The sequence below is a fragment of the Pseudomonas sp. P7759 genome, assembly GCF_013386445.1.
GTDB lineage: Bacteria > Pseudomonadota > Gammaproteobacteria > Pseudomonadales > Pseudomonadaceae > Aquipseudomonas > Aquipseudomonas azotoformans_A.
In genome coordinates this window covers 26,701-52,556 of the sequence record NZ_JACART010000058.1, presented here as the reverse complement: position 1 = coordinate 52,556, position 25,856 = coordinate 26,701, and the positions used below count along the sequence as shown (strand labels likewise).

The 25,856-nt window shown below is 60.1% G+C and carries 24 protein-coding genes; 16 read left to right on the top strand and 8 right to left on the bottom strand.

The window, feature by feature from the left end:
- Window positions 1-2 precede the first annotated feature (2 nt).
- From HX823_RS28830 to HX823_RS28820, 3 genes are all read right to left on the bottom strand, one after another.
- Window positions 3-1,661, bottom strand: a complete 1,659-nt coding sequence (locus HX823_RS28830) for a hydantoinase B/oxoprolinase family protein (protein WP_177077988.1) — start codon at window positions 1,659-1,661, stop codon at window positions 3-5.
- 13 nt (window positions 1,662-1,674) lie between these two features.
- The gene (locus HX823_RS28825; protein ID WP_177077986.1) at window positions 1,675-3,759 is read right to left on the bottom strand and encodes a hydantoinase/oxoprolinase family protein; all 2,085 of its coding nucleotides are present in this window, start codon (window positions 3,757-3,759) and stop codon (window positions 1,675-1,677) included.
- Window positions 3,760-3,930: 171 nt separating this feature from the next.
- A complete protein-coding gene (locus tag HX823_RS28820) occupies window positions 3,931-6,477 on the bottom strand; it encodes a LuxR C-terminal-related transcriptional regulator (protein WP_256350309.1) in 2,547 nt (848 codons plus the stop codon).
- Window positions 6,478-6,803: 326 nt separating this feature from the next.
- Between HX823_RS28820 and HX823_RS28815 the strand changes: the two genes are divergently transcribed.
- Both HX823_RS28815 and HX823_RS32100 read left to right on the top strand, forming a co-directional pair.
- A complete protein-coding gene (locus HX823_RS28815) occupies window positions 6,804-7,445 on the top strand; it encodes a glycoside hydrolase family 25 protein (protein ID WP_177077985.1) in 642 nt (213 codons plus the stop codon).
- 313 nt (window positions 7,446-7,758) lie between these two features.
- Entirely contained in the window at window positions 7,759-8,235 is a 477-nt protein-coding gene (locus tag HX823_RS32100) for a hypothetical protein (RefSeq protein ID WP_235165401.1), read from the top strand.
- A 103-nt stretch (window positions 8,236-8,338) separates the two neighbouring features.
- Here the strand turns inward: HX823_RS32100 and HX823_RS28805 are convergent, their stop codons facing one another.
- Window positions 8,339-9,196 carry a sensor domain-containing diguanylate cyclase gene (locus HX823_RS28805; RefSeq protein ID WP_038843682.1) on the bottom strand — a complete coding sequence of 286 codons (858 nt, stop codon included), beginning with the start codon at window positions 9,194-9,196 and terminating at the stop codon, window positions 8,339-8,341.
- A 194-nt stretch (window positions 9,197-9,390) separates the two neighbouring features.
- Here HX823_RS28805 and HX823_RS28800 point away from each other — a divergent pair, with 194 nt between their 5' ends.
- From HX823_RS28800 to HX823_RS32095, 5 genes are all read left to right on the top strand, one after another.
- Entirely contained in the window at window positions 9,391-9,552 is a 162-nt protein-coding gene (locus tag HX823_RS28800) for a hypothetical protein (RefSeq protein WP_177077983.1), read from the top strand.
- A 5-nt stretch (window positions 9,553-9,557) separates the two neighbouring features.
- Window positions 9,558-9,875 carry a hypothetical protein gene (locus HX823_RS28795; protein ID WP_038843679.1) on the top strand — a complete coding sequence of 106 codons (318 nt, stop codon included), beginning with the start codon at window positions 9,558-9,560 and terminating at the stop codon, window positions 9,873-9,875.
- Between the two features lie 422 nt (window positions 9,876-10,297).
- Window positions 10,298-11,011, top strand: a complete 714-nt coding sequence (locus HX823_RS28790; RefSeq protein ID WP_152514696.1) for a hypothetical protein — start codon at window positions 10,298-10,300, stop codon at window positions 11,009-11,011.
- A gap of 134 nt (window positions 11,012-11,145) precedes the next feature.
- A complete protein-coding gene (locus tag HX823_RS28785; RefSeq protein WP_038843675.1) occupies window positions 11,146-11,415 on the top strand; it encodes a hypothetical protein in 270 nt (89 codons plus the stop codon).
- A gap of 270 nt (window positions 11,416-11,685) precedes the next feature.
- On the top strand, window positions 11,686-12,183 hold the full coding sequence (locus HX823_RS32095) for a hypothetical protein (protein WP_073860010.1): 498 nt from the start codon (window positions 11,686-11,688) through the stop codon (window positions 12,181-12,183).
- A 50-nt stretch (window positions 12,184-12,233) separates the two neighbouring features.
- Here HX823_RS32095 and HX823_RS28775 read toward each other — a convergent pair whose 3' ends face one another.
- Entirely contained in the window at window positions 12,234-12,860 is a 627-nt protein-coding gene (locus tag HX823_RS28775; protein WP_038843672.1) for a helix-turn-helix domain-containing protein, read from the bottom strand.
- A gap of 5 nt (window positions 12,861-12,865) precedes the next feature.
- The gene (locus HX823_RS28770; protein ID WP_177077981.1) at window positions 12,866-13,024 is read right to left on the bottom strand and encodes a hypothetical protein; all 159 of its coding nucleotides are present in this window, start codon (window positions 13,022-13,024) and stop codon (window positions 12,866-12,868) included.
- 223 nt (window positions 13,025-13,247) lie between these two features.
- On the opposite strand from HX823_RS28770, the gene HX823_RS28765 reads away from it, so the two are divergent.
- The 3 genes from HX823_RS28765 to HX823_RS28755 all read left to right on the top strand — a co-directional run bounded on the left by HX823_RS28765 (window position 13,248) and on the right by HX823_RS28755 (window position 16,912).
- On the top strand, window positions 13,248-15,365 hold the full coding sequence (locus HX823_RS28765) for a TonB-dependent receptor domain-containing protein (protein WP_177077979.1): 2,118 nt from the start codon (window positions 13,248-13,250) through the stop codon (window positions 15,363-15,365).
- Between the two features lie 75 nt (window positions 15,366-15,440).
- Window positions 15,441-15,983 carry a sigma-70 family RNA polymerase sigma factor gene (locus HX823_RS28760; RefSeq protein ID WP_038843667.1) on the top strand — a complete coding sequence of 181 codons (543 nt, stop codon included), beginning with the start codon at window positions 15,441-15,443 and terminating at the stop codon, window positions 15,981-15,983.
- Window positions 15,980-16,912 (top strand): FecR family protein, encoded by a 933-nt coding sequence (locus HX823_RS28755; RefSeq protein ID WP_177077976.1) that lies wholly within the window; start codon window positions 15,980-15,982, stop codon window positions 16,910-16,912. Before HX823_RS28760 ends, HX823_RS28755 begins: the two co-directional genes overlap by 4 nt.
- Here the strand turns inward: HX823_RS28755 and HX823_RS28750 are convergent.
- Complete coding sequence (locus HX823_RS28750; RefSeq protein ID WP_177077974.1) at window positions 16,909-18,726, bottom strand: sigma-54-dependent Fis family transcriptional regulator; 1,818 nt, start codon at window positions 18,724-18,726, stop codon at window positions 16,909-16,911. The two genes, HX823_RS28755 and HX823_RS28750, sit on opposite strands and share 4 nt — an antisense overlap.
- Window positions 18,727-18,974: 248 nt before the next feature.
- Here HX823_RS28750 and HX823_RS28745 point away from each other — a divergent pair, with 248 nt between their 5' ends.
- The 6 genes from HX823_RS28745 to HX823_RS28720 are packed head-to-tail and all read left to right on the top strand — an operon-like array spanning window position 18,975 to window position 24,898.
- Entirely contained in the window at window positions 18,975-20,069 is a 1,095-nt protein-coding gene (locus HX823_RS28745) for an ABC transporter ATP-binding protein (RefSeq protein ID WP_033896779.1), read from the top strand.
- Window positions 20,069-21,166, top strand: a complete 1,098-nt coding sequence (locus HX823_RS28740; RefSeq protein WP_038843655.1) for an ABC transporter ATP-binding protein — start codon at window positions 20,069-20,071, stop codon at window positions 21,164-21,166. The genes HX823_RS28745 and HX823_RS28740 overlap by 1 nt, the downstream gene beginning before the upstream one ends.
- Entirely contained in the window at window positions 21,163-22,029 is an 867-nt protein-coding gene (locus tag HX823_RS28735) for a carbohydrate ABC transporter permease (protein WP_010209674.1), read from the top strand. Before HX823_RS28740 ends, HX823_RS28735 begins: the two co-directional genes overlap by 4 nt.
- Window positions 22,030-22,039: 10 nt before the next feature.
- Window positions 22,040-22,840, top strand: coding sequence for a carbohydrate ABC transporter permease (locus HX823_RS28730; protein WP_003174634.1), 801 nt, complete (start codon window positions 22,040-22,042; stop codon window positions 22,838-22,840).
- A gap of 10 nt (window positions 22,841-22,850) precedes the next feature.
- Entirely contained in the window at window positions 22,851-23,123 is a 273-nt protein-coding gene (locus HX823_RS28725) for a DUF2160 domain-containing protein (RefSeq protein WP_016977309.1), read from the top strand.
- A gap of 32 nt (window positions 23,124-23,155) precedes the next feature.
- A complete protein-coding gene (locus HX823_RS28720) occupies window positions 23,156-24,898 on the top strand; it encodes an ABC transporter substrate-binding protein (protein WP_177077973.1) in 1,743 nt (580 codons plus the stop codon).
- Between the two features lie 55 nt (window positions 24,899-24,953).
- Here HX823_RS28720 and HX823_RS28715 read toward each other — a convergent pair whose 3' ends face one another.
- Window positions 24,954-25,838: an AraC family transcriptional regulator gene (locus HX823_RS28715; RefSeq protein ID WP_177078051.1), complete on the bottom strand. Its 885-nt coding sequence runs from the start codon at window positions 25,836-25,838 to the stop codon at window positions 24,954-24,956.
- Window positions 25,839-25,856 lie beyond the last annotated feature (18 nt).

Genomic DNA, 25,856 nt, shown 5'->3' with positions numbered 1-25,856 from the left:
GATCAGGGCATGACGCCGTACACGGCGCGGGCGGTTTGTGCGTCGACGTAGCCGTTCTTCACGTCGTCGCGCACGGCCGCCGGATCGCGTGCTGCGGGCGGGCCATAGCCACCGCCGGCACCGGTGCGTACCCGCACCAGGTCACCGGCATTGAGGGGGATGCTGCTGGCCATGGCGTAGCGCTCCGGTGGGTTGTCGCCGCGCAGCACTTCGACGTAGTTGGGGGTGCCGTCGTGGCCCTGTTGAAGGCCCCAAGGGGGGATGACCGAACGGGTGTAGCCGCAGGTCAGGAAGCTGCCATCGGCCCGCACGCGATAGTCGATGCAGATGCCACGCCCACCACGGAATTGGCCATGCCCACCCGGCTCGTCGTTCAGTTCCATGCGCTCGACATACAGGCCGTAGCGGGCCTCGCAGACTTCCACCGGACAGTTGTAGGTCTCGCCGTGCAGGCCACAATAAACGGCGTTATTGCCGTCACGCCCGGGCTCGGCGCCCCAGCCGCCGATTTCCGGCTCCACCAGGGTGTACAGGCGACCGTTATCCGGGTGCTGGCCGCCAATAACGGTGGCGCACACTGAAGAGAAATTGCCTGCCGGCAAGCGATCGGGAAAATGCTGGGCCAGGCAGCGCAAGATCAAGTCGTGCACGCGAATCAGGTTTTCAAAGTAAAACCCCTCAGCGGCTGGCGCTTGAGCATCGAACAGCGAGCCAGGGCGGGTCAGCACATTCAGCGGGCGGAAGGTGCCCCCATTGGTGATGCCTTGCGGGGTGGTCAGGGCCTTGAACGCCATTTGGGCCGCAACCACTGCGCCATCCCGGCTCAGGTTGGTGGGCCCGGCGCACTGATCGGGGTTGTCCCGCAGGTCGACGGTCATTGCACGGTCATGAATGTGTACCGACACCGTGAACAGGGAGCCATCGTCTTGCGGCTCCGTCAGCGAAAGGCTGACATTGGGCAGCTCGGCCAGGGCTTTGCGCGAAACCTTTTCGCCCAGGTCCATGAAGTCCTGCATCGCCAGCAAAAACAGATCAGTGCCGTACTTGGCCGTCAACTCACGCAGGTGCAAAGCCCCGCCGCGCACTGCCGCAACGCCAGCCCAGAGATCGCCTTCCATGAAGTCCGGCATGCGTGTGTTGGCCCGCAGGATCTGCAATACCGAGCGGATTGGTTGGCCACGGCTGATCAGCTTGACCGAGCACAGGCGCAGCCCTTCCTGAAAGATATCGGTAGCCTGAGTGGACATCGATCCGGGGACCATGCCACCCACATCGTTCCAGTGAGCGATGTTCGCGGTCCAGGCCACGCGCCTGCCCTCGGCGAATACTGGCATGGCCAGCACTACATCGTTCAGGTGAGTCACTGCACCGCTATGGGGGTCGTTGCAGATGAACACATCACCGTCTTCGATTTCCCGTGGGCCGGCATGTTGCAGCAGGATCTGTTTGACCGCCTTGTCCAGCACACCGACAAAGGCTGGGATACCCGCGCCGGAGCTGGCAATCTCGCCGTTGGCATCGGTGATGCCGGTGCCCATGTCCAATACTTCATAAATGACGGGGCTCATGGCGGCTTTGCGCATCGCCACGAACATTTCGTCAGCAATGGCCTGCAGCGAATTCTGGATAATGTCTCGGGTAAAAATGTCGAGCGTGTGCATGGCGAAACTCCCGTCAGCCGTTGATCGTGATGTGCAGGTTGCCGAGGCGGTCCACGTGCACCCGGTTGTGTGGGTGAACGACCACGGTGGTGCCGGCGTCCTCAACGATGGCGGGGCCGTCGAAACACATCTGGGGTTCCAGCAGGGCGTAGTCGTAGATGGCCGCTTCGTGGATGCCGTCGGTGGCGTAGTCGACGACGCGGTGGCCTTTGCGTGCGCCCTCCAGCGTGCGGTTGGTAACCGGGAGGGCTTCGGGAATCAGCTTGTCAATTTGAGCGATCGCAACCAGATGGAAGCCGACGATTTCTACGGGGGCGTCCAGGCAGTAGGTGTAATGCTGTTCGTACAGGCTGTGAAAACGATGCTCGATGTGCGCCCAGTCGCGGTCGAGCTGTTCGTCAGCGTTCAGCGGCACTTCCACTGAGTGTTCCTGGTTCTGGTAGCGCAGCTTGCAATGCACCGTTAACTCGACGTGCTCCGGGGGGACCGCCTCGGCAATGAATTGCTCGCGGGCCGAGGCCATCAGTTCGTCCAGGAACACCTGGGTGTGCGCCTGAGCCTGCGGCTGCGTGGTGTCAACAAAACGATTGATGAACAGGTCGCGACGCAAGTCCGACAGCGTCATGCCCCAGGCTGAAAACACCGAGGCACCCCGCGGAACGATGACTTTTCTGACACCCAGCTCTTGAGCCAAGGCGACCGCATGCAGCGCGCCACCACCGCCAAAGGCCATCAAGGTCAGCTCCCGAGGATCGTGGCCACGGCTCAGCGACACCAGTTTCAGAGCGTTGACCATATTGTTGTTGGCCAGGCGCACCACACCACGGGCAATGTCATCGGCGGGCAGTTCCAAGCGTTCGCTGAGCAGGCTGAAGCCATCCGCCACTGCTTGTAGATCGGCCACCACTTCACCGCCGCAGAAGTACGCCGGGTTGATTCGGCCGAGTGCAAGGTTGGCATCGGTGGTGGTGATGTCGGTACCACCGTTGCCATAGGCCGCCGGGCCGGGCAGGGCGCCCGCCGATTGGGGTCCGACATGCAGCTTGTCAAACCCATCGACCCAGGCAATGGAGCCGCCGCCGTTGCCGATCTCCACCAGATCTACCACCGGCACCATGATGGGGTAGCCGGCGTTGAGGCGGTCCCGCTCGATCCAGTAGTCCGTCTTGATTGCGACCTGGCCGTTGCGGATCAGCGCGCATTTGGCCGTGGTGCCACCGATGTCCAGGCCCAGCAGGTTGGGTTCGTCAATCAGGCGCCCCAGCTCGGCGGCCGCCCAAAAACCACTGGCCGGCCCGGACTCGACCATGGTGATCGGGATGACCCTGGCGTGGGCCACGCTATCAACGCCGCAATTGGATTGCATGATGTACAGCGGCGCTTCGTAGCCTCCGTTGCGCAGACCCGACTCCAGTTCATCGAGGTAGCGCGCCGCAATCGGTTGCACGTAGGCCGACAACACCGTCGTGCTGGAGCGTTCGTACTCGCGCCATTCGCGGGTGATCTGGTGTGAAGCGACCACCGAGACTTCAGGCCACAGCCGCTTCACTTCGGCCAGCACCGCCTGCTCGTGGCCGGGATTGGCGTAGGCATGCAGCAGGCAGATAGCGATAGCCTGCACGTCATCGGCGCGAAAGGCTTCGATGATGGCGGGCAGTTCGTTCAGCGCCAAAGGCTCGCGCTCAAGGCCGTCAGTGTGCAGGCGTCCGGCAATTTCCCGACGTAGGTAGCGCGGTACAAAAGGCGCAGGTTTAACCCATTTCAGGTTGAAATAGTCCGGGCGGTTGGCCCTGGAAATTTCCAGGATGTCGCGAAAACCTCGGGTGGTAATCAGCGCCGTCTTGACCCCGCGCCGTTCGGTAAGTGCGTTGATGACGACCGTGGTGCCGTGGGCGAGGAAGTCGACTTCCGAAAGCGTTACCCGTGCCTTTTTGATGACATTGAGAATGCCTTGGGCAAAGTCCGGTGGCGTGGTGTCCACCTTCGCGGTACGAATGGTTTGCTGGCCGGTGGCTGGATCACTTTCGAAGTACACAAGGTCAGTAAAAGTGCCGCCCACGTCGGTGGCTACGCGCACGGTTTTGCGGTTTGTCTGCACGGTGCATCTCCTGGATCGTGTCTTGTTGGAAGCAGGAGAAGGCCGGCATGGCGCCCCTCATTGCTGATGGTCACGATGCTAGGCAGGGCGTTAGATGAGGTGCCACGGGTTGGGCGGGTAGGTCGCGGGTCAATAGGTGGCCGAGCCTACCCGCCTGGGTAGGTTGGTGGCTTAGAAGGTGGTGTCGAGGTGCCCTTGGCGTATCGCAGCGCTGATCGCCGCGGTGCGATTGTCCACGCCCAACTTGGCGAACAGGTGTTTGAGGTGGAACTTCACCGTGTTCTCGGAGATATCCAGGGCGAGGGCAATAGCCTTGTTGGATTGACCGCTGGCGAGCAGGTCCAGTACTTGGGCTTCCTTGCCACTCAACGCCATGTGCATCGGCGTTGGGTGTGAGCGCCAGCCGCGGAGTCGCGTGATGATTGTAGTCAGTAGTGTTGAGGGGTTGGGAGAGGCCTCCAATGCCGGCAGCAGGCAGGGGCCGACTTCCAGCAGCAGGCCGGGAAGCGCGTACTGCATGACTGGGGCCAGGGCCATGTCGAGCGCATCTGAGTTCAGCCGCTGGCCCTTTTTCGCTGCGGCCAAGGCCATCAACCTCAAGCGCCAGGCGGGTAGACGCAAGCCTTTGTTTTCCATCTCTTCAGCGGTTCGTTGAAGGCCTGTCAATGCGGCCCCCGAGCAACCGCTGCGTAACTGCAAACGGCCCAACGCCAGGCTGGCAGCTTCCTGACTGCGCCAGTCTTCGCGCTGATCTGCAATCTGCTCCAGATTGGCCTGCAGGAGCGCTTGGCGAGCGGCGTGCAATTGCCCACCCTGTACCTGGGCATCAATGCGCCAGGCCTGTACCAAACGCGATAGCCGAGGCCACTGGCGTGCACGTGCCAATTGGTCCACATGGTTCAACTCCTGCAGTGCGGCGTGTAACCCATGGCTGCGTAACCGAGTACGCCACGCCACCTCCGCCGTCACCGCGACCACATCCAGCCAGCCATCGGCGTGTTCCAACGCTGCCCAGCCGTCATCCAGCCACGGCCGGGTTTCGGACCAAGTACCCTGCCAATACAGCTGGCGTGCCTTGAAGCAGCCGACCAAGGCCCGTAACGAACTCTCTTGACCAAAATGGCCGTCGGCAAATGCCAGTGCTTCTTCCACCAGCGTGTTGGCTTCGTTTATTTGTCCCGATAACGCCAGGGCCTGGGCTTCGTGGATTCGGCAGTAATTCTCGCCACGCGGGCTGGCGATCACTCGCATCTTGACGTGAGCGTCCCTGATGATGTGCAGGCTCGAAACCAACTCGCCGCGAGTCAGGGCGGCCAGTGCATGCACGCACTCCAGCGTGGCTTGCGCGAGCGTCTGGTCGAGGGGATAGGGGCTGCTATGGAACGTCGTAACGTCGGCATCAAGCCTCTCAAAACAGTCCTGATAAGCACCCGCCAGGGTTTGGATTACGTGAAAGTCGCGGGCGAGTCGTGCATCGCCGACCACCGAGCCCCGGGCCAGGTGCAACAGCTGAGCTGACAGTTTGTGATCACCCAGTTTGGCGTGCAGGTAGGCTTGGAGCAGCAGGAGATCCGGCTGGGTGTTGCAGGTTACGGCGTCGAACTGACTCAACAAGCCCTGGGCGTAACGAATGCCATGGTGCAGCACCAGTTCCCAGCCGCCAGCGCTGACCACCAGGCTCACCGCCAGTGGGATATCCCCAGCCTTGAGCGCGTGATGAATGGCTTGGCTCCAGTCTCTCTGCTGCGCCAACCAATGTGCAGCGGCGCGGTGAATGACTTGGGCTTGGTGGCTGTCGATACGCAGGCGCAGGAAGTCACGTAGCAATGCGTGGTAGCGAAACCATTGGCGTTCGGGGTCCAGGGGAATCAGTAGCGTGTCGAGGTGGTGCAGTTGTCTTAAAAGGTCAGCGCTGTCATGGCGGTCGCGCACCGCATCTGCCATATCGGCATTGAAACGTTGCAGCAGAGAGGTCTGCAGCAGCAGTGATCGGCAGTCCGGGGACAGACTGTTGAATATATGCGCGGTAAGGTAGTTTGCAACGTCGCTTACGCCTCCGGAGAACGCTGTTAAGCCATACACTGAGCCATCAATGCTGGTACGCCAGAGGCGCGCCAGTTGCACCGCCACGGCCCAACCCTCGGTTGCACTATGTACTCGGCACACATCGTGCTCATCCACTGCCTCGCCCAAAACGCCACGCACTTCGCGTAAAGACAGGATCAGCTCACGGGCACTGATTTCATACATCCAACCCTTGGCTTTCCAGCGCGACAGCGGCCAGTCTGGGCGGATCCTACTGGCAACCACCCAACGTAACCACGGCGCGGCTTGCTCCACTAACACACCAAGCAGCACACCCACCTCGGGACTGGCAGCGAGGTGATAGTCATCCAGAAATAACGTAATTGATCGATCTTCCTCTGCGAGTGCTCGCAGCAGCGCCTGGATAGTGCGCTGTGGCTGCACGTCCAGTGCTTGCGAGGCTGCCAGGCGTGGTAAGTGCGCCAGAGCAACGCCAGCATGGTCGAGGGCGAGGATCAGGTACGCGAGGAAACGATTGGGGTCCGCATCGGCCTCGTCCACGGATAGCCAAGCTACTAGGGCCTTCGGCGCTTGCTGGTGTATCGCGGCGTGCCATTGCATCAGCAAGGTGGTTTTGCCGTAGCCAGCGGGGGAGGTCAGCAGCGTTAGCGGGACAAGCGCGTTTGCTTGCATTGAGTTCAACAGCGCTTCCCGCGCAACCGACGTGAGCAAGAGCTGCGGCGGTGTGAGTTTGCCGATCCAGTACCCAGCATTGGATGAGCGAGGGGGGGACTTTTGGTTCATGGTGAGGCGCACCAATGAAGATCTATTGGGTGCGTTTTAACAGCAAATTACACGAGCTGTGGATTGACTGTGTTACCCGCAGTTTCCAAGGCTCAGGCACGGTAAATTAGCCCCTCCACCCGATCAGTTTTCCTCGGGGTGCGGTATTCCTATAGTGCATTGCCGATGTATGTCGATGAAAGAATTGACCCGACATCCATTGCAGGAACGCACAGATGAATTGCAACGAACCGATAAAAAACGAAAATGCGCGGGGCATCGATGTGTCGCGCTGGCAGGGCGATATTGACTGGAGCCGCGTTGCGAATGCGGGCATCACCCATGCAATCGCCAAAATGACGGAGGGTGGAGACTACACCGATCCAAAATTTGTCACGAACTTCCAAGGTATGCAGGCAAACGGTTTGAAAGCCGGGGTCTATCATTATTTCCGTGCCTTGAGCAGTACGCCGTGCGAGCAGTTGAACAACATCAAGGGGCGTTTGGCCGAGGTGGCGTTCAAAGCCGGGCGGGATAGGCTGGTGATTGATGTCGAGACCAATCGCAACGAAGGTGCCAGCCCGGATCAGATGGCCGATGCCCTGTTTCAGTTGGTGACGCTGGTCAGGGTCTCGCTGCTGGAGGGGGCATACCCGCATATTTACGCCTCTCCCAGCATCTGGAGTAACCGCGTGGCCTGGCGCAAGTACGATTTCAGTGAGTGCCCGCTGTGGATTGCCCATTGGGAAGTGGCTCAGCCCACAGTGCCTGAAACCTGGAGCGCCAAGGGTAAAAGCTGGGAGTGGTGGCAACACAGCAGCAAGGGCAAGATTGACGGTATTCAGGGGGCGGTAGACTTGGATTGGGTCAAGTCTTGATGGCCAACATCACAACGGCCCCATTCCGGGCCGTTGCTATGGAGTACCTTCAGTATGGGTGCTCCGAAATTTTGCCTATTTGAAGGGCTTGGCGGATGCATGTCTTGCATGGCTTCTATCATCTGCTCTGCGATCGAGCTTTTTCTCGTCATCTCTTTGTTTTTTTACTACTATTACCCGTCTGTGCGCTCAAGGAAGAGAGGCTGAGCGCCTTGAGTCTGGTAGAAAATCTACACTCGAACATTGAGTGAGCTATTGCTTTTACCCAGAACCTTACGACTCAGCCAACCATAATTACTTCTTGGTGAAACCGATGGATAAAATGTGTGGCATCGTTGTAGTGGTAGGACTTGCCCTCGCGGGATGCGCTACGAAAACTCCAGAAAAAACTGAAGTGACTCCGCCCCCCGCCGTCGTCCATGAAGTACCACCTGAAGTCGCACCTGCGTCGTCTGCCAATTACACCGTGCGGTATGAGGCTGCCCCTGTTGCTGACGTTCCAGCCCATACCTCTCCAGAGGCCGCTCAGCCAGAGTCTGAAACCAGTCGTGCTGAGCAATGCCGTAAAGAGCTGGATGTTCTGAAGGTTTACAACAAGCCGTCCTACGTTAAATACGAGGCGGAATACCAAGCCATTGCTGCCAAGACCGCTAAATACATGGAAATCAAAGACTCATTGGGTCCTGATTTGAACTATATGGTCATGCCCGCCTATCAATTTCAAATTCGTGAGTTCTGCTTCCGGGTGAAGACCCGTCTGTCGGAGCTTGTGCTGCGCCAAGCCAAGTAATGCAGGCAGACCCACCGCGAGTGCTTCTTGGTCCAAGAAGCTCTGGTGAGTCGCGTAAGGCTTGAAAATGCCCTGACCTGTCGGGGCATTTGCTTGGTGTCGGTCAGTTACAGCGCAACCTTTTCACCCGATACATCTCCCCATCCGCATGACTCAGCAGCGTATCCGCATCCTCCCCATCCCCCGGATAAAACGCCACGCCAACGCTGCAGGACGGCATCTTCACCCCGCCAAACTCAGCGCCCAACGGCTCAGCCATGACCGCCAGGATCTGCGCCACTTTCCCGGCCACCGCATCCTGCGACTGGATGTCCGTGATCAGCACCGTGAATTCATCCCCGCCCATCCGCGCCACCAGGTCGCTCTCGCGTACGCAGCGCTCCAGTCGTCGGGCGATCACGCAAAGGACGCGATCGCCCATGGCATGCCCGTGCACATCGTTGATGCCCTTGAAGTCATTGATGTCCAGAAACAGCAACGCGAGCGTGTGGTTGTGACGCCGCGCAGCATGCAGGGCCTGGTCCAGCCGATCATTGAACAGCGAGCGATTGGTAAGGGCCGTCAGCGGATCATGATGAGCAAGGAAACGTAGTTCTTCCTCGGCCTGGGTGAGCGCCGTCACGTCGCGCGCGACACCGATCCGCGCACCGACGTCCTTGGACCAGAAGGCCGCCCACAGGATGTGCACGACGCTGCCATCCTTGCGCAGGTAACGATTGCGGAAGTCGACATGGGGTTGGCCATTCATGACCCGCACAATGGAGGCGCGGGTGCGCGCCAGGTCTTCAGGGTGCATGTAGTCGGTGATCAGGGTGCCGGTGAGCTCTTGGGCGCGGTAACCGAGCAGTGCCTCGCAGGCATCACTTACGAAGACAATCTGGTTATCGCTGTCGACGACGAAGACCGTATCCAGCATCAAGTGGATCAGTTTGGGATAAAGGGCTTGCAGGTCAACGGGCATGGGGCATAGGGCATCCGGTTCAGATGGGCCGATCATAGCCCGATCATCACGAAAGGCGGCTAGGAGGATTGCAAATTTTTAATGCCGTTCATGCCAATTGTGCCCCGAGTGTTCAAAACCGCCGGCCAACCGTATGATCAGAACCAGCGCCTTATCGAGGCGCCGAGACTCACCCCCAATATAAGGACATGAGCATGCAAAAGCACTTCGGCAATTCAGGCCTGTTCAAGGCTGCTTCGTATCTCTGCGACGACACCCTCGGCAGTGGCATTGCCCGCTGGGAGTTGAAAAACAGTGCGTTGAATACGAAGGAGTTTTTGATATGTCCAAAGAATTACTCGGAGTTTCTGCTCTAGGATTGATGATCGTTGGTGAGTTTTGTGCAATCTACAGTGAGGTGGTAACCGCCAGGTTGGCGCAAGCCAATGACGGCTCATGGCAGGCGTTCATCATGCCGGTGGTAGTGATGTGCGTCGCGGGGCTTTGTCTGTTGGGGGCTTACTGGCTTGGGTATTTGGCGGTGGGTGATATCTGGGTGGTCACGGTGGTTTCCGTGACCTCGTTATTGTTGCTGGAGCCGATCGTGATCTGGGCGCTGTTCCAGGAACTTCCCGGACGAGGCGCATTGATCGGGTTTTGTCTGGGCGCCCTGGGCATGTTGGCCACTGTCTTGCTGTAGCTGCACGTTCTGGTCCGGTATTCCGATGCCGGGCCAGATTCGGGTGCGTCGTTGGCAATACCTTCCACCGCCGCAACGACAGCTGAGTATTAAAACGGTGATCCGCCGCTCAGCAAAAAAGCTGGGCCACCGAAAGCAGGCAAATCATCTGAACAACCATTTGTGCACGAATTGGATGTTTCATTGCCGTCACCTTTATGTACTGCGGTTGCCTTGAGTATAGATCCTCAAAAGAATTATTCAGAATCAAGCTTATTCATCTGCCAAACGGTCTCCAGTTACAACTATCTACCCCCGCCTACTGCACTTTTCTGGATTTCTCCGCTCTATCCTTGTCCCAGCCCCGCCGATCCCCCGCGTGGGCAGATGAATCTGACCGGGTGCCGATGGATCGCACGTTTCCTTGTTTCAACTTCCGACGGATGCGCCAGCCAATGCTGCTGGCGGCCTTGTTGATGCTCTGTGCCAGTGGTTGCAGCCAGCAACAGGGTCGGGATATCGCCAAGCAGTTCAGTAATGGCAAGCCCGATGAGTTTTTCCAGACCAGTGTCGATCGCATGGCGACGCTGGGCATGCGCGACAACCTACAAAGCCTGTATTTGCTGATGAACAAGCTCTATCTGCGTAATCCCAGCCAGTGGCGGCAGTCGGGGTACCCGGACGCGGTGACGGCGGCGCGGGAGATTCGCCAGGCCATCGAGCAACGTCGCGCGCTACCGGCCCTTGGGGAGCGTCGTGACCTGGCGGCGCTGAGCTATTCCTTGAGCCCTGAATTCAAAGGCGATCGGGTCGGCGCCTTCATCTATGCCATCGGCAGCATGATCGTGACCGCCCACGGCGGGCGTACCGAGTTTTACATCACTGATTCGATCAACCCGCAGTTCGTCAGTAATGCCGCGCGCAATATCGAGAAGGCCACCTGGTTGCTGAGCAAGCGCCAGGACGCGAATGGCGTGCTGCTGCTGTTTTCCAACGAGATTTCGGAGGAGGGCAGCAACCTCAGTTTTGCGGTGGAGTTCGGCAAGATCGTCGCGCGCCTCGACCTGCTGACCCAGATGCTCGATGAACGCTACCGGCGTATCGGTTTGAACTATGCGCAGAGTTTGTTGCTGATGAACTTCCTGCCGGTGCAATAAACGGCGCAGCATCAGCATAAAGGTGCGGTGTTTCCCTTTCCCGCGTAGGAATCGGCCTATCTTGGCGCCCAATGCTTGAAACACCCCTCTGTCATCAATAGCCTCGGATTTTTCTGAAATATGAGGCCTTTACCATGGGTAAGCGAAAAACGGTTTGGCCTACTGAAAGAGAAATACGCCTGCGCTTTATCCTGTTTGCCGTGATCGATGCGGCGAGTGTTCAGGGTGTCTGCGCCGAACTGTTGTTGCCTGCGCACAAACTCCTGCGTGATTCGCCGACCGAGGCGCAGTTGCTCGATGCATTGCGCGAGATTCTGGCGACAGATGAAATGGAGGGTTTCAGGCTTACGCCAGGGTCGGAAGCCGATGAATTGATGCAAATGCTCATGCGACCTGAACGTTAAGCGTGTCCTGTTAGATCGTTTATTTCCATAACGTTGGTCGACATTCCTGGGAGGAATATCCATGACGTCGTTTTGGCTCGGTTAACAAACACACTGGATGCAATAACGTCCAATGGTCAGCTATCACATCCAATGTCACTGTTTTATTCAACTAAGCTTCCCTCCGAACGCCCATTCCTGCTGCTCTGCCGCCGTCTTGCGCCGCCGTTCTCCGGCTTTAGAATCGGCGCCAGAACTTACTCATTTCCTGTCGATTACGGAGTTTCGAAGATGATGAATGCCATGCAGATGCCAATGAACACCGCCATGCCAATGATGCCGATGATGGGCATGCCGATGATGATGGCCACCATGAAATGCGAAATGGCCGCGGACGCCATGATGTGCACCATGAAGCCGGCCGCCGGCATGGACATGGCTCAGTTCAAGACCAACGCCGAAATGATGGCGATGATGATGAACTGCGGCATGCCGATGATGATGCAGTGCGCCAACATGTCGATGATGTGCATGTCGGCCGATGCCATGGCCATGATGACTGGCATGAACATGATGCCGATGATGGGCATGCCAATGCCGATGATGAAGTGCGTGATGGAATGCACCCTGATGGGTGACAGCATGATGTGCAAAATGATGCCAATGCCGGGCATGAGCATGGACATGATGAAAAACTGCTGCATGCTGATGAACAAAATGATGAACGACTGCGCCATGCCGATGATGATGAGCTGCAACGGCATGCCGATGATGTGCTGCACCTGCTGATAGGTCCGGCGCACTAAAAAACGCCCCGATGATTCGGGGCGTTTTGCATTTCAGTCCAGGCGCTCGGGGTAAGTGATCACCAGGAAGGCCACCGCCTCGCTGTCTGCCGGGTTGCGGTAGCGGTGAGGCTGATCGGCGTAGAACAGGATCGAGTCGCCGGTAGCAAGGAGGTAGCGCTCATCGTTGACCCTGACCTCCAGCACCCCTTGGGCCACCACCAGGTTTTCCTGGATGCCGGGCCCGTGGCCTTCGGAAATTTCCTCGCCCAGCGCCCGCAGGCGGATCTCGTAGAACTCTGACTGGCGCGCCGTATCGTAGGGGAACAACGCTCGGCTGATAAACGCACCGTCGGCACTGACCAGGCGCTTGCTCTGTTGCGCCGGCAGCACCTCCACCCCCTCAAACGCGCGGTCCTCCAGAAACGCCGCCACCGACACCTTCAAACCCTTGGCAATTTTGCACAGCACCTTGATCGACGGCACGCTACGCCCGGATTCGATTTGCGCCAGCATCGCCCGACTCACGCCACAGGCGCGCGCCAATCCATCCAGGGACAAATGGCGTTTACTGCGCAGGCGTTGCAGGTTGTGGGCGACGCACTGGCTGATCACATCGTCGTCAGTGGAGGGCTTGGGCAGCGGTTCAGGTGGTTCGGGAATCACGTGCAGGAAATTCATCGGCCTTACGCCCGGCGGGTATCGCTGGACGAGGCGGCTTGAGCGGTAAACACCGCCAGCCCGGCACGCGCTGCGTACATCGCCCACATCAACTCGGCCGCTGCACGCGCCTGGCGGCGTTTACGGTGGAGAGTGAAGTCGATGACGGTGGCGGATACTTGCATAGGGGCGATCTCGGGGGGCGTGGGTGACTCAGTGACTCCACAGTAATGCGTGGCGGTTATTTCTTTAAATACTGAGTTTGCATGTGGTAATTCGATTTCGGACTTAGCAAAGAATCCCGATCCTACACTGTTGTCAGAAGGGTCTGGTCCGTTAATAAGGAGTGACCTGGCGGGCGTCCCAGCCTTCCCACCACGTGCCCCCCGAATTCCAAGGACCTGCCCGATGCTGTTGCGCCACCCTCCGTTGCTGTTTGCCGCCCTGACGTTTAGCTCACTGGTGCATGCCGAAGACCTGCAATTGGCCCCGGTCGAAGTCACCAGCAGCGAAGCCAGCGCCGGTGAAGTGGCCGAGGCGCAGCTCAAGAGCGTGCCCGGCGGCACCAATTACATCGACATGAACAGCGTGCAGCAGGGGCGGGTGAGCACCAACGAAGACGTGTTCAAGTACCAGGCCGGGGTGTACGCCAAGGCGGCGAACAACGAAGGGGTGAAGCTCTCGATTCGTGGCTCGGGCCTGAACCGCAGCCCCGGCTCCCATGCCTCCGGCCTGTACGAAATGTTCGACGGCCTGCCGCTGACCGGCCCCGGCGGTACACCTTATGAACTCAAAGACCCGTTGTGGCAAAGCCGCGTCGAGGTGCTGCGGGGCGCCAACGGTTTTGACCAGGGCGCCTTGGCCCTCGGCGGCGCCGTCAACTACGTGACGCGTACCGGCTACGACGCGCCCAAGCTGCAACTGCGCTATGAAGCGGGTAGCAAAGGTTATGCCCAGCGCGAAATCAGCTCGGGCCAGGTGCTAGGGGATGCCGACTACTACATCAGCCTCACCGACTCCGAGTCCGACGGCTACCAACGGCAGAGTGCCGCCACCGGCAAGGGCGTGGCCGCGAACTTCGGCTACCGGTTCAACCCGGACCTGGAAACCCGCTTCTACTTCCGTTACCGCGAAACCACCAACGACACCCCTGGCAAACTCACGCGCAGTCAGATCAGCCACGACCCACGCGCGGCCAACAGCCTCAACGCCGCCCGCGATTCCAAGCGCCTGCAACCGGGGTCGACCTGGATCGCCAACAAAACCACCTTGCAACTGGATGACAGCTCCCGGGTCGAAGTCGGCCTGGCGTACCACGACTACCCGATGGACCTGCGCGAAGGCACCAATCGCCTGAAAGTCGCCTATACCGATATCAGCAGCACCTTCAATTACATTCGCCAGGACACGCTGTTCGGCCACGACAGCAAAACCACCGTCGGCCTGCGCACTACCCAGGCGATGCCCAACAACGGCGCCTCGGAATACGTGCGCACGCCGGCCGGCAACACCGCTGGCTACGCGCCTGGCACCAAGACCCGTGACTACAGCTACCTGGGCTCCGATACTGTGCTGCATATCGGCAACGACCTCGAACTGGTTCCGGACCTGTGGCTGACCACCGGCCTGGCGGCGATCTACACCCGTCGCGAAACCCAAGTTACCTATCCTGAGGGCCAGGCGCCGCTCAGCCAGCACGACTGGGACTACGCCCCTCGTATTGGGCTGCGGTATGACTTCACGCCGCAACTGCAGGTGTACGGCAACCTGAGCCGTTCGGTCGAGCCGCCACATGCGTGGTCGATGATCTGGGGTTCCAACAAATACTTCCCCGCAGGCAGTGGAGCGGCCACCGGCCTGCAGCGCGAAGGCGTGAGCCTGAAAAACCAGACCGCTACCACCCTGGAAATAGGCGGCCGTGGTGAAGCATGGCTCGGCCAGTGGGACCTGGCGCTGTACCGCTCCGAAGTGCGCCATGAATTGCTCACCGTGGAAACCCAGGCCCAGACGTCGACCAGCAACGCCATCATCGCTGAAAACAATGCCAGCCCGACGATTCACCAGGGCGTGGAGTTGAGCCTGCTGAGCCCGTTGTGGGAGGGCGGCCGCAACGGCCAGCTCACTCTGCGCCAGGCCTACACCTTCAGCGACTTCCATTACCGTGATGACGACCGTTTTGGCGACAACACCTTGCCGGGCATCCCCAAGCACTACTATCAGGCGCAAGTGCGCTACAGCCATCCGACCGGTTTCTACACCAGCCTCAACACCGAGCATTCATCAAAAGTGGCGGTGGACTACGCCAACTCCTACTACGCCGCGTCCTACACCCTTCTCGGCGCCACCTTCGGCTACGACGCCCCCCAGCAGGATTGGCAAGCCTGGGTCGATCTGCGCAACCTCACCAACCGCCGTTACGCCAATACCGTCACGCCGGGGTATGACGATAAAGGCCTGGATGTCGCGCGTTCCACGCCTGCGGATGGCCGTGGCATCTACACCGGCGTCTCCTGGAGCTGGCGCTGAGCCCTTGCCCAAACCCCGATTTACTGGCATTGTCTGCGCAATTGGTAACTCTTCCCATTTGAGATCTTTTTGCGCATGCATGACATTCCGGCCGCGCTGGGCGACTCCGTCCGGCAGCAGACCCTCACGGCGATGTACAGCGAGCACCACGGTTGGTTGCATGGCTGGCTGCGCAAGAAACTCGGGTGTTCCCAACATGCTGCCGACCTTGCCCATGACGCGTTCATTCGCGTCTTGATGCTGGCCGAACCCCAACAGATCAAAGAGCCGCGCGCGTTCCTGGCCACCACGGCAGGGCGGTTGCTGATCGATGGCGCCCGTCGTCGTCGCATCGAAAAAGCCTACATGGAAGCCCTGGTGATCCAATGCGAGGACGCCGGCATGCCCGACCCGGCGGCCATTCATGTGGCACTGCAAGCCCTGGAGCGCATCGCCGAAATGCTCGCCGGATTGCCGGCCAAGGCGCGCGAAGCGTTTCTGTTGAGTCGCCTCGATGGGCTGACCTACAGCGAAATCGCCACGCGCCTGGACGTGTCCTCCAGCACCGTCAAAAACTATATCTCCAGCGCCTTGGTGCACTGTTATCACAGCCTGCACCCGGCAGACCCGCTGGCATGAGTTCCGAACAGATCATCCAGCAAGCGGCGCAGTGGCTGACCCGCCTGCACGATGAAAACGTCAACGAAGCTGACCGCCAGGCGTTCAACGCCTGGCGGTCGGCCGACCCGCGCCACGCCGTGGCCATCGAACGCATGGGCGCACTCTGGGGCAGCCTCGATACGCTGCCGGCCAAACCCGCACGCATGGCCCTGAACCACGCATTCGCCCCGCGACGTCCGCGCGGTGCGCAAGTGGTGGGTTTGCTTGGCGTAGTCTTGTGCGGCTGGCTGGGCTTGCAACATCTGCCAGTCTGGATGGCCGACCAACGCACCGGCGTTGGCGAGCGCCGCCAGATCGCCCTCGAAGACGGCAGCCAGTTGCAGCTCAACAGCAATTCGGCGGTGGACGTGAAGTTCGACGGCCATCAACGGGTCATCGAACTGCTGCAAGGCGAACTCTGGGTGGACGTGGCCAAGGATGCGCAACGGCCCTTTGTGGTGCAAACAGACCAGGGCACGGCGACGGCATTGGGCACGCGTTATCTGGTCAAGCGTGCGGCGGATGGCACCACGCTGGTCACGGTGATCGAGTCCACCGTCGCGGTCCAAGGTGATGCCAGTGACGGTGTGAAGGTCACCGCCGGCCAGCGTTCGGTCCTCGACCACGGTCGCGCCCAGCCGCCGCAATCCATCGGCAACAGCGACCCGGACGCCTGGACCCGTGGCCTGCTCAAGGTCAACGACCAACCCCTGAGCGAGGTGCTGCAAACCCTTGGTAGCTACCGTCACGGCATGCTGCGCTTCGATCCCCTGGCCCTGCAAAACTTGCGGGTGTCCGGCGTGTTCAAGCTGGATGACACGGCGGCGGCGCTGTCGTCACTGGCGGACAACTTGCCGATCCAGGTGGAGTACTTCACCGACCTGCTGGTGGTGGTCAAGCCGCGCTAGCTTTCGTGCTGGCGCAGGCGCTTGTACAAGGTGTTGCGGCTCACCCCCAGCTCCCGCGCCAGGTGGGAGATGTTGCCGCCGGCCGCCTTCAAGCGCTGGTTCAGGTCGATGCTGTCATCCAGGTATTCACTGGCGGGCAGCGGCGGCTCCACCTTCAAGTCCACAAAAAAATCATCCGGCAGATGTTCCGCACGGATCGGTTGCTCTTCGGCCATGGCCAGCGCCACCTGCAACACGCTGCTCACCTGGCGCAGGTTCCCCGGCCACGGATGCTGCTCGAACAGCGCGAGCACTTCGGCGCTCAGGCCCGCCCATTGAGTCGGCTCGCGGTGTTGCTGCCACAGTTGCTGGAACAGCGCCTGCTTGTCGGTCCGTTCGCGCAACGGCGGCAGTTCCAGGGTCAAGCCGCCGATGCGGTAGTACAAGTCCTCACGGAAACGTCCGGCCTGCACCAAGTCCCGCAGTGCGCGGTTGGTGGCCGAGATGATGCGCAAATCCACCGGGAACAACTCGCTGCTGCCCACCGGCTGCACGCAACGTTCCTGGAGCACCCGCAATAGACGCGCCTGGGTCGGCAGGGGCATATCGCCGATTTCATCGAGAAACAGCGTGCCCTTGTCCGCCTTGCGGATCAGGCCGATGCTGCCTTTCTGATTCGCGCCGGTAAAGGCGCCTTTTTCGTAGCCGAACAGTTCCGACTCCACCAGCTCAGCGGGAATCGCCGCACAGTTCACCGCGATAAATGCCTTCTGGCTGCGCGAACTGGCCTGGTGCAGGGCTTTGACGAACACTTCCTTACCCACGCCAGTTTCGCCGTGGATCAGCAGCGGAATGTCCTTCTCCAATAAACGTTCGGCCTGGCGCACGGCTTTTTCCACGCGCACGTCGCCAAAATGCAAGGTCTTGAGGCCAATCGGCGCGGGCTTCGGTGGCGTCGGTTCGGTGAACACACGCGCTTGCACCGATGTCTGTTTGGGGCGTCTGAGCAAGCACTGGAAACGGTTGCGTCCCGCGGCTTGCAGAGAGAAGGGCAGCCCTTCTGGCTGGTTCAACAGCTCCAGCAATGACACCTTGAACAAACTGTCGATCATCACCCGCGACAGGCTAATACCCAGCAGGTTGTCGGCACGCCGGTTGGCCGACAGCACCTGGCCGCTCTCATCAAAAATCAACAGGCCGGCCCACTGGCTGTCGAGGTTGCTCAGGCCAGTGTTGAAGGTCAGTTGGAAGTGCTCTCCGCGAAACAGGTTGAGGATCAGCCGGTTCTCCACGGTCTGGCTCATCATCTTGACCATGCCCAGGGTATGGGAGGGTGGCAGGTAGCTGTCGCTGGACACATCCAGCACCGCGATGATCTCGCGCTGGGCATCGAAGATCGGCGCCGCCGAGCCGGTCATGAAACGGTTGGCCTTGAGGAAGTGTTCATCGTGTTCGATATGCACGGCCTGGGCACACGCCAGCGCGGTGCCGATGGCATTGGTGCCGCTGGAGCGCTCCATCCAACTGGCGCCAGGGTTGAAACCGCGCGCCAGCTTGGGCTCGATAAATCGCTGGGTGCCCCAACTGGTCAGTACCTGGCCCTGGTTGTCGGCCAACATGATCAGGCAATTGGAATTGCTGAGGATGTTCTCGTAGTAGGGCAGCACTTCCTGATGGGTGGTCTGCACCAGCGAGTGCTGGCTTTCCAGCAATTGGCTGATGCCCTCGGCGGGGAGTTGGTCGAAGCTGGGCGTGCTCTGGTGGTCCAGGCCGAAGGCGCGGCAACGGCGCCAGGATTCCTGGATAAGGGTGTCGTGAGCCAAGGGTTCGGCCATGGGCGACCTTCTGCTTTTTATTGTTTTTATGGGGCCCCGCAGGCGCGGGGGCCTAATTAGTGTTGTTCAGTACTGTTCATTGTCAACCCCCTGAGTGTTCAGTTGTTCAGCCAGGGTTGTTCATTTCTGTTCACTCCTGAACATCGAATGCTCGCCATTTCCTTGTGGATCAAGCACCTGCCAGTTCTGGCACGAAACTCGCTCTAGCTGATTGCCAGATTCATTCCAATAATAAAAAAGGTCGTGTCATGTCATTGACCCTGGAAAATGTCTCCCGCGTTGTCGAAGGCCAGACCTGGATCGACGACGCCACCCTGCGTTTCGAAGCCGGTTCCTTCAACGTCCTGCTCGGCCGCACCCTGTCCGGCAAGACCAGCCTGATGCGCCTGATGGCCGGCCTGGACAAGCCCAACAGCGGTCGCATCCTGATGAACGGCGTGGACGTCACGCAAAAACCGGTGCGCCTGCGCAACGTGTCGATGGTGTACCAGCAGTTCATCAACTACCCGACCATGACCGTGTTCGAAAACATCGCCTCGCCGTTGCGCCAGGCCGGTGTGTCCCACGAGGTGATCCAGAGCAAGGTGCTGGAAACCGCGAAAATGCTGCGCATCGAGAAATTCCTCCAGCGTCACCCGCTGGAACTCTCCGGCGGCCAGCAGCAACGCACGGCCATGGCCCGCGCGCTGGTCAAGGACGCCGAGCTGATCCTGTTCGACGAGCCGCTGGTAAACCTGGACTACAAACTGCGCGAAGAGCTGCGTCAGGAAATGCGCGAGCTGTTCGCCGCGCGCCACACCATTGCCATCTACGCCACCACCGAGCCCAACGAAGCCCTGGCCCTGGGCGGCACCACCACCATCCTGCACGAAGGCCGGGTAATCCAGAGCGGCAAGGCCGCCGAGGTGTATCACCAGCCGCAGACGGTACTGGCCGCCGAGCTGTTTTCCGAGCCGCCGATCAACCTGATGCCGGGGCGCATCAGTGGCAATGAAGTGAGCTTCGCCAATTTCGTGCACTTCCCGCTGAACGTCGACCTGCGTCCCATTGGTGAAGGCGAGTTCCGTTTCGGCGTACGCCCCAGCCATATCAGCCTGGTGCCGAGCAACGACGACGACCTGGAATTGGCGGTGACCGTGGAAGTCGCGGAGATCAGTGGTTCGGAAACCTTCCTGCATGTGCGCAGCGAACACTTCCTGCTGGTGCTGCATCTGCCGGGGGTGCACGAATACGACGTCGACGCGCCGATCCGCGTGTACATCCCCACCCATAAACTGTTTGTGTTCGATGGTCAGGGCCGTTTGGTCCAGGCTCCCGGGCGCCGTGTCGCGAGGGTCGCCTGATGGCCGAGATCCATTTGCAGAACCTGGCGCATAGCTACAGCCCTACGCCGAGCGGCCCTGAGGACTACGCCATTCGGGAAATGAACCACGTATGGGAGCAGGGCGGTGCCTACGCCTTGCTCGGGCCGTCGGGCTGCGGCAAGTCGACGTTGCTCAATATCATTTCCGGCCTGCTCAGCCCGTCCGAAGGCCAGGTGTTGTTCGACACCAAAGTGGTCAACGACCTCACCCCGGAAAAACGCAACATCGCCCAGGTGTTCCAGTTCCCGGTGGTGTACGACACCATGACGGTGTTCGACAACCTGGCGTTTCCGCTACGCAACCAGGGCATGGCCGAGGCGAAGATTCACAGCAAGGTGCAGGAAATTGCCGAAGTCCTCGACCTGCAAAACCTGCTGAGCAAAAAGGCGCGCAACCTCACCGCCGACGAAAAACAGAAAGTCTCCATGGGTCGTGGCCTGGTACGTGATGACGTGTCGGCAATCCTCTTCGATGAGCCGCTGACGGTGATCGACCCGCACCTCAAGTGGAAGCTGCGGCGCAAACTCAAGCAGATCCACGAGCAGTTCAACATCACCATGGTCTACGTCACCCACGACCAGTTGGAGGCCTCGACCTTCGCCGACAAGATCGCGGTGATGTACGGCGGGCAGATCGTGCAATTCGGCACGCCCCGTGACCTGTTCGAGCGGCCGAGCCACACCTTTGTCGGCTATTTCATCGGCAGCCCCGGGATGAACCTGATCGAGGTGCAGGCCGAGGCGGGCGGGGTGCGCTTTGCCGGCACCCATCTGCCGTTGTCTGAAGCCTTGCAGCAACGCATTGCCGACACCGATTACAAGAAATTGCAGGTCGGCATCCGCCCGGAATTCATCCACGTGTGGGACGAGCACAACCCTGACGCGCTGCAGGCCGATGTCACACACCTGGAAGACCTCGGCACCTACAAGATCATTACCCTCAACCTGGATGGCGCCGTGCTCAAGGTGCGCCTGGCCGAAGACAAACCGGTGCCCGAAGGCCAGGCCTCCATCAGCTTTCCCGCGCAGTGGCTGATGGTGTACGCCGACGATTACCTGCTGGAGGTGCAGCCATGAATAAGGTGCAGAACAACAAGGCCTGGTGGCTGGTGTTGCCGGTGTTCCTGCTGGTGGCGTTCAGTGCGGTGATCCCGATGATGACCGTGGTCAACTACTCGGTGCAGGACATCTTCGACCAATCCAGCCGCTACTTTGTCGGTGCCGATTGGTACAAGCAGGTGCTGCTCGACCCACGTTTGCATGACTCGCTGCTGCGCCAGTTCATCTACTCGGCCTGCGTGCTGCTGATCGAAATCCCGCTGGGCATCGCCATCGCCCTGACCATGCCGACCAAGGGGCGCTGGTCGTCGCTGGTGCTGATCATCCTCGCCATTCCGCTGCTGATCCCGTGGAACGTGGTGGGTACGATCTGGCAGATTTTCGGCCGCGCCGATATCGGTTTGCTGGGTTACAGCCTCAACGCCCTCGGCATCAGCTACAACTACGCCGCCAACACCATGGACGCCTGGGTGACGGTGTTGGTTATGGACGTATGGCACTGGACGTCGCTGGTGGCGCTGCTCTGCTACTCAGGCCTACGGGCGATTCCGGACGTGTACTACCAGGCCGCGCGGATTGATCGTGCATCGCCCTGGGCGGTTTTCCGACATATCCAGTTGCCGAAGATGAAAAGCGTGCTGTTGATCGCGGTGATGTTGCGCTTTATGGACAGTTTCATGATCTACACCGAGCCGTTCGTCCTCACCGGCGGCGGGCCGGGTAACGCCACCACGTTCCTGAGTCAGACGCTGACCCAGATGGCTGTAGGTCAATTCGACCTGGGCCCGGCGGCCGCCTTCTCGCTGGTGTACTTCCTGATCATCCTGTTGGTGTCCTGGCTGTTCTACACCGCCATGACCCACTCCGACGCCAACCGCTGAGGCCGCCAACATGAGCAAGCGCAAGGTTATTCCGCTGCTGATCTACATCCTGTTCCTGCTGGTGCCGATCTACTGGCTGCTGAACATGTCCTTCAAGAGCAACACCGAAATCCTCGGCGGGCTGACGCTGTTTCCGCAGGACTTTACCCTGGCCAACTACAAGGTGATCTTCACTGACCCAAGTTGGTACACCGGTTACCTCAACTCGCTGTATTACGTAAGCCTGAACACGGTGATCTCCCTGAGCGTGGCGCTGCCGGCGGCCTATGCGTTTTCGCGCTACCGCTTCCTGGGCGACAAGCACCTGTTCTTCTGGCTGCTGACCAACCGCATGGCGCCGCCGGCGGTGTTTTTGCTGCCGTTCTTCCAGCTGTATTCGTCGATTGGTCTGTTTGACACGCATATCGCGGTGGCGCTGGCGCACTGCCTGTTCAACGTGCCGTTGGCGGTATGGATCCTGGAGGGCTTCATGTCTGGGGTGCCCAAGGAAATCGACGAAACCGCCTACATCGATGGCTACTCGTTTCCCAAGTTCTTCGTGAAGATCTTTATCCCGTTGATCGGCTCCGGCATCGGTGTGACCGCGTTTTTCTGCTTCATGTTTTCCTGGGTCGAACTGCTGCTGGCGCGCACCCTGACCTCGGTCAACGCCAAGCCCATCGCGGCGGTGATGACGCGCACGGTCTCGGCGTCGGGTATCGATTGGGGCGTGCTGGCGGCGGCGGGGGTGTTGACTATCCTTCCCGGCATGCTGGTGATCTGGTTTGTTCGCAACCACGTGGCCAAGGGCTTTGCCCTGGGCCGGGTCTGAGGAATCGATGATGGAATGGATGGCCTGGACCACCCCCACTGCGCTGTTCTTTGGTGCCATAGCCCTGATCCTGGCGGGCATGACCACCTGGGAATTGCGTTCGCCGAGCATCCCTCGGCGCGGTTTGTTACCGATCAGCACCACCCGTGGTGATCGTTTGTTTATCGGTCTTCTCGGCAGCGCCTACCTGCATTTGCTGGTGATCGGCGCTACCGACTGGAGCATCTGGGTGGCGTCCGCGCTCTCCCTGGTATGGCTGTTGAGTGTGATGCGTTGGGGCTGATGCCCTTGTGAATAAACAACCTGGAGGTCTCTATGTTGAATAAGAACAATAAGCTGCGACATAGCATTTCATTGGCCGCCGTACTGGCCCTCAGTGGTTTGAGCGCTTCGGCCTGGGCCGATGCGTACGAAGATGCCGCGAAAAAATGGATCGGCAGCGAATTCAAACCGTCGACCCTCACGGCTGAACAGCAGCTTGAGGAACTCAAGTGGTTTATCAAGGCGGCGGAACCGTTCCGTGGCATGAAGATCAACGTGGTGTCGGAAACCCTCACCACCCACGAGTACGAGTCCAAGGTGCTGGCCAAGGCCTTCAGCGAAATCACCGGGATCAAGCTGACCCACGACCTGCTGCAGGAAGGCGACGTGGTGGAAAAGCTGCAAACCCAGATGCAGTCCGACAAGAACATCTATGACGGCTGGGTCAACGACTCGGACCTGATCGGTACGCACTTTCGCTACGGCAAGACCGAATCCATCACCGACCTGATGGCCAACGAGGGCAAGGACTACACCTCGCCGACCCTGGATCTGAAGGACTTTATCGGCCTCTCATTCACCACTGCGCCGGACGGCAAGATCTACCAACTGCCCGACCAGCAGTTCGCCAACCTGTACTGGTTCCGCGCCGACTGGTTTGAGCGCGCGGACCTGAAAGCCAAGTTCAAGGAAAAATACGGCTATGACCTCGGCGTGCCGGTGAACTGGTCGGCCTATGAAGACATCGCCAAATTCTTCAGTGAAGACGTCAAGGAAATCGACGGCAAGCGCGTGTATGGGCACATGGACTACGGCAAGAAAGACCCGTCCCTGGGCTGGCGCTTCACCGATGCCTGGTTCTCCATGGCCGGTGGCGGCGACAAGGGCCTGCCCAACGGCTTGCCGGTGGACGAGTGGGGCATTCGCGTGGAGGACTGCCACCCAGTGGGTTCCAGCGTCACCCGTGGCGGCGACACCAACGGCCCAGCTGCCGTGTACGCCACCCAGAAATACGTGGACTGGATGAAAGCCTACGCGCCACCGGAAGCGGCGGGCATGACCTTCTCCGAATCCGGCCCGGTGCCGTCCCAGGGTAACATTGCCCAGCAGATCTTCTGGTACACCGCCTTTACCGCCGACATGACCAAGCCGGGCCTGCCGGTGGTGAATGCCGACGGCACGCCGAAATGGCGCATGGCGCCGTCACCCGTCGGACCTTACTGGGAAAAGGGCATGAAGAAGGGCTATCAGGACGTAGGTTCCTGGACCTTCCTCAAGTCGACACCTGAGAAGCAAAAACTTGCGGCCTGGCTCTACGCGCAGTTCGTGACCTCGAAAACCGTGTCGCTGAAGAAAACCATCGTCGGTCTGACGCCGATTCGTGAGTCCGACATCAACTCCCAAGCGATGACCGACATGGCACCGAAACTCGGTGGCCTGGTGGAGTTCTACCGCAGCCCGGCCCGCGTCGAGTGGACCCCGACCGGCACCAACGTGCCGGACTACCCACGCCTGGCGCAACTGTGGTGGAGCAACATCGCCGCCGCTGCCAGCGGCGAGAAAACCCCGCAGCAAGCGCTGGACAACCTGGCCAAGGAACAGGATGCGATCATGACGCGCCTGGAGCGCTCCAAGGTGCAACCGGTATGCGGCCCGAAAATGAACCCCGAGCGTGACGCGCAATACTGGTTCGACCAGCCGGGCGCGCCGAAGCCGAAACTGGCCAACGAGAAGCCGAAGGGCGAGACCGTGGCTTACGGCGACTTGCTCAAGCAGTGGGAGGCCGCGCGCAAATGACGCGTTGATTCATTGACGCTGAACCTGTGGCGAGGGAGCTTGCTCCCTCGCCATATCAGCCTCGCGCCGCCGCCAAGATTCGCGCCGTATCCCTCGCCGGTGGCAACCCGAACACCCGCGCATAATCCCGGCTGAACTGAGTCGCGCTTTCATACCCCACCTCAAACGCCGCACTGGTCACGCTGCTCGCGCTGGCCACCATCAACGTGCGCGCCTGCAACAGCCGCACGCGTTTCTGGTACTGCAACGGGCTTAGGTTGGTCACCGCCTTGAAGTGCCGGTGAAATGCCGAAACGCTCATCGCGGCCTTCTGCGCCAATGCCTCCACACGAATCGGCTCGGCATAGTCACGCCGGATCCACTGGATCGCCCGGCTGACCCGCGCCATGGCCGTATCCGGCGCGGCAATCTCGCGCAACATCCAGCCGTGGGGGCCTTGCAGCACGTGGTAGAGGATTTCCCGCTCATACGCGGGCGCCAAGGCAGCAATCGCCACCGGGTCGCCCATCAGGCGCAGCATGCGCACCCAGGCATCCATCAGTGCCGGCGTCACTGCGGCCACGGAGAAACCGGCTTCCTGTTCGCAACGCCCGTTGGGGGCCGGCAGGTCATTGAGCAGGGTGGTCAGCACGGTCGGGTCAAGGGTAAGGCTCACTGCCAGGTAAGGCTCTCCGTTACTCGCCGGGTTCACCACACCTACGGCGGGCAACTCGATGGACATCACGAAATACGTCGCCGGGTCGTAATGCAGGGTGCGGTCGCCCACGGTCATGCACTTACTGCCCTGCAGGATCAGGTTGATCATCGGGTCATACACCGCCGCAAGCATATGCTCGGGAATCGCTCCCTGGACCATCGCCACGCGGGGGATGCCGGTCTCGGTGCGGCGGTTTTCGGCGTTTGCGGCCAAGGCGCGCAGTTCGATCAATTGAGTATTCATGGCAGCCATGCTGTGCCT

Excerpts from the sequence above, each read along its gene's own strand:
- HX823_RS28830 (WP_177077988.1), bottom strand. The coding sequence starts at position 1,661 with ATGCACACGCTCGACATTTTTACCCGAGACATTATCCAGAATTCGCTG.
- HX823_RS28820 (WP_256350309.1), bottom strand. The coding sequence starts at position 6,477 with ATGCAAGCAAACGCGCTTGTCCCGCTAACGCTGCTGACCTCCCCCGCT.
- HX823_RS28815 (WP_177077985.1), top strand. The coding sequence starts at position 6,804 with ATGAATTGCAACGAACCGATAAAAAACGAAAATGCGCGGGGCATCGAT.
- HX823_RS32100 (WP_235165401.1), top strand. The coding sequence starts at position 7,759 with ATGGATAAAATGTGTGGCATCGTTGTAGTGGTAGGACTTGCCCTCGCG.
- HX823_RS28805 (WP_038843682.1), bottom strand. The coding sequence starts at position 9,196 with ATGCCCGTTGACCTGCAAGCCCTTTATCCCAAACTGATCCACTTGATG.
- HX823_RS28800 (WP_177077983.1), top strand. The coding sequence starts at position 9,391 with ATGCAAAAGCACTTCGGCAATTCAGGCCTGTTCAAGGCTGCTTCGTAT.
- HX823_RS28795 (WP_038843679.1), top strand. The coding sequence starts at position 9,558 with ATGATCGTTGGTGAGTTTTGTGCAATCTACAGTGAGGTGGTAACCGCC.
- HX823_RS28790 (WP_152514696.1), top strand. The coding sequence starts at position 10,298 with ATGCGCCAGCCAATGCTGCTGGCGGCCTTGTTGATGCTCTGTGCCAGT.
- HX823_RS28785 (WP_038843675.1), top strand. The coding sequence starts at position 11,146 with ATGGGTAAGCGAAAAACGGTTTGGCCTACTGAAAGAGAAATACGCCTG.
- HX823_RS32095 (WP_073860010.1), top strand. The coding sequence starts at position 11,686 with ATGATGAATGCCATGCAGATGCCAATGAACACCGCCATGCCAATGATG.
- HX823_RS28775 (WP_038843672.1), bottom strand. The coding sequence starts at position 12,860 with ATGAATTTCCTGCACGTGATTCCCGAACCACCTGAACCGCTGCCCAAG.
- HX823_RS28770 (WP_177077981.1), bottom strand. The coding sequence starts at position 13,024 with ATGCAAGTATCCGCCACCGTCATCGACTTCACTCTCCACCGTAAACGC.
- HX823_RS28765 (WP_177077979.1), top strand. The coding sequence starts at position 13,248 with ATGCTGTTGCGCCACCCTCCGTTGCTGTTTGCCGCCCTGACGTTTAGC.
- HX823_RS28760 (WP_038843667.1), top strand. The coding sequence starts at position 15,441 with ATGCATGACATTCCGGCCGCGCTGGGCGACTCCGTCCGGCAGCAGACC.
- HX823_RS28755 (WP_177077976.1), top strand. The coding sequence starts at position 15,980 with ATGAGTTCCGAACAGATCATCCAGCAAGCGGCGCAGTGGCTGACCCGC.
- HX823_RS28750 (WP_177077974.1), bottom strand. The coding sequence starts at position 18,726 with ATGGCCGAACCCTTGGCTCACGACACCCTTATCCAGGAATCCTGGCGC.
- HX823_RS28745 (WP_033896779.1), top strand. The coding sequence starts at position 18,975 with ATGTCATTGACCCTGGAAAATGTCTCCCGCGTTGTCGAAGGCCAGACC.
- HX823_RS28740 (WP_038843655.1), top strand. The coding sequence starts at position 20,069 with ATGGCCGAGATCCATTTGCAGAACCTGGCGCATAGCTACAGCCCTACG.
- HX823_RS28735 (WP_010209674.1), top strand. The coding sequence starts at position 21,163 with ATGAATAAGGTGCAGAACAACAAGGCCTGGTGGCTGGTGTTGCCGGTG.
- HX823_RS28730 (WP_003174634.1), top strand. The coding sequence starts at position 22,040 with ATGAGCAAGCGCAAGGTTATTCCGCTGCTGATCTACATCCTGTTCCTG.
- HX823_RS28725 (WP_016977309.1), top strand. The coding sequence starts at position 22,851 with ATGGAATGGATGGCCTGGACCACCCCCACTGCGCTGTTCTTTGGTGCC.
- HX823_RS28720 (WP_177077973.1), top strand. The coding sequence starts at position 23,156 with ATGTTGAATAAGAACAATAAGCTGCGACATAGCATTTCATTGGCCGCC.
- HX823_RS28715 (WP_177078051.1), bottom strand. The coding sequence starts at position 25,838 with ATGAATACTCAATTGATCGAACTGCGCGCCTTGGCCGCAAACGCCGAA.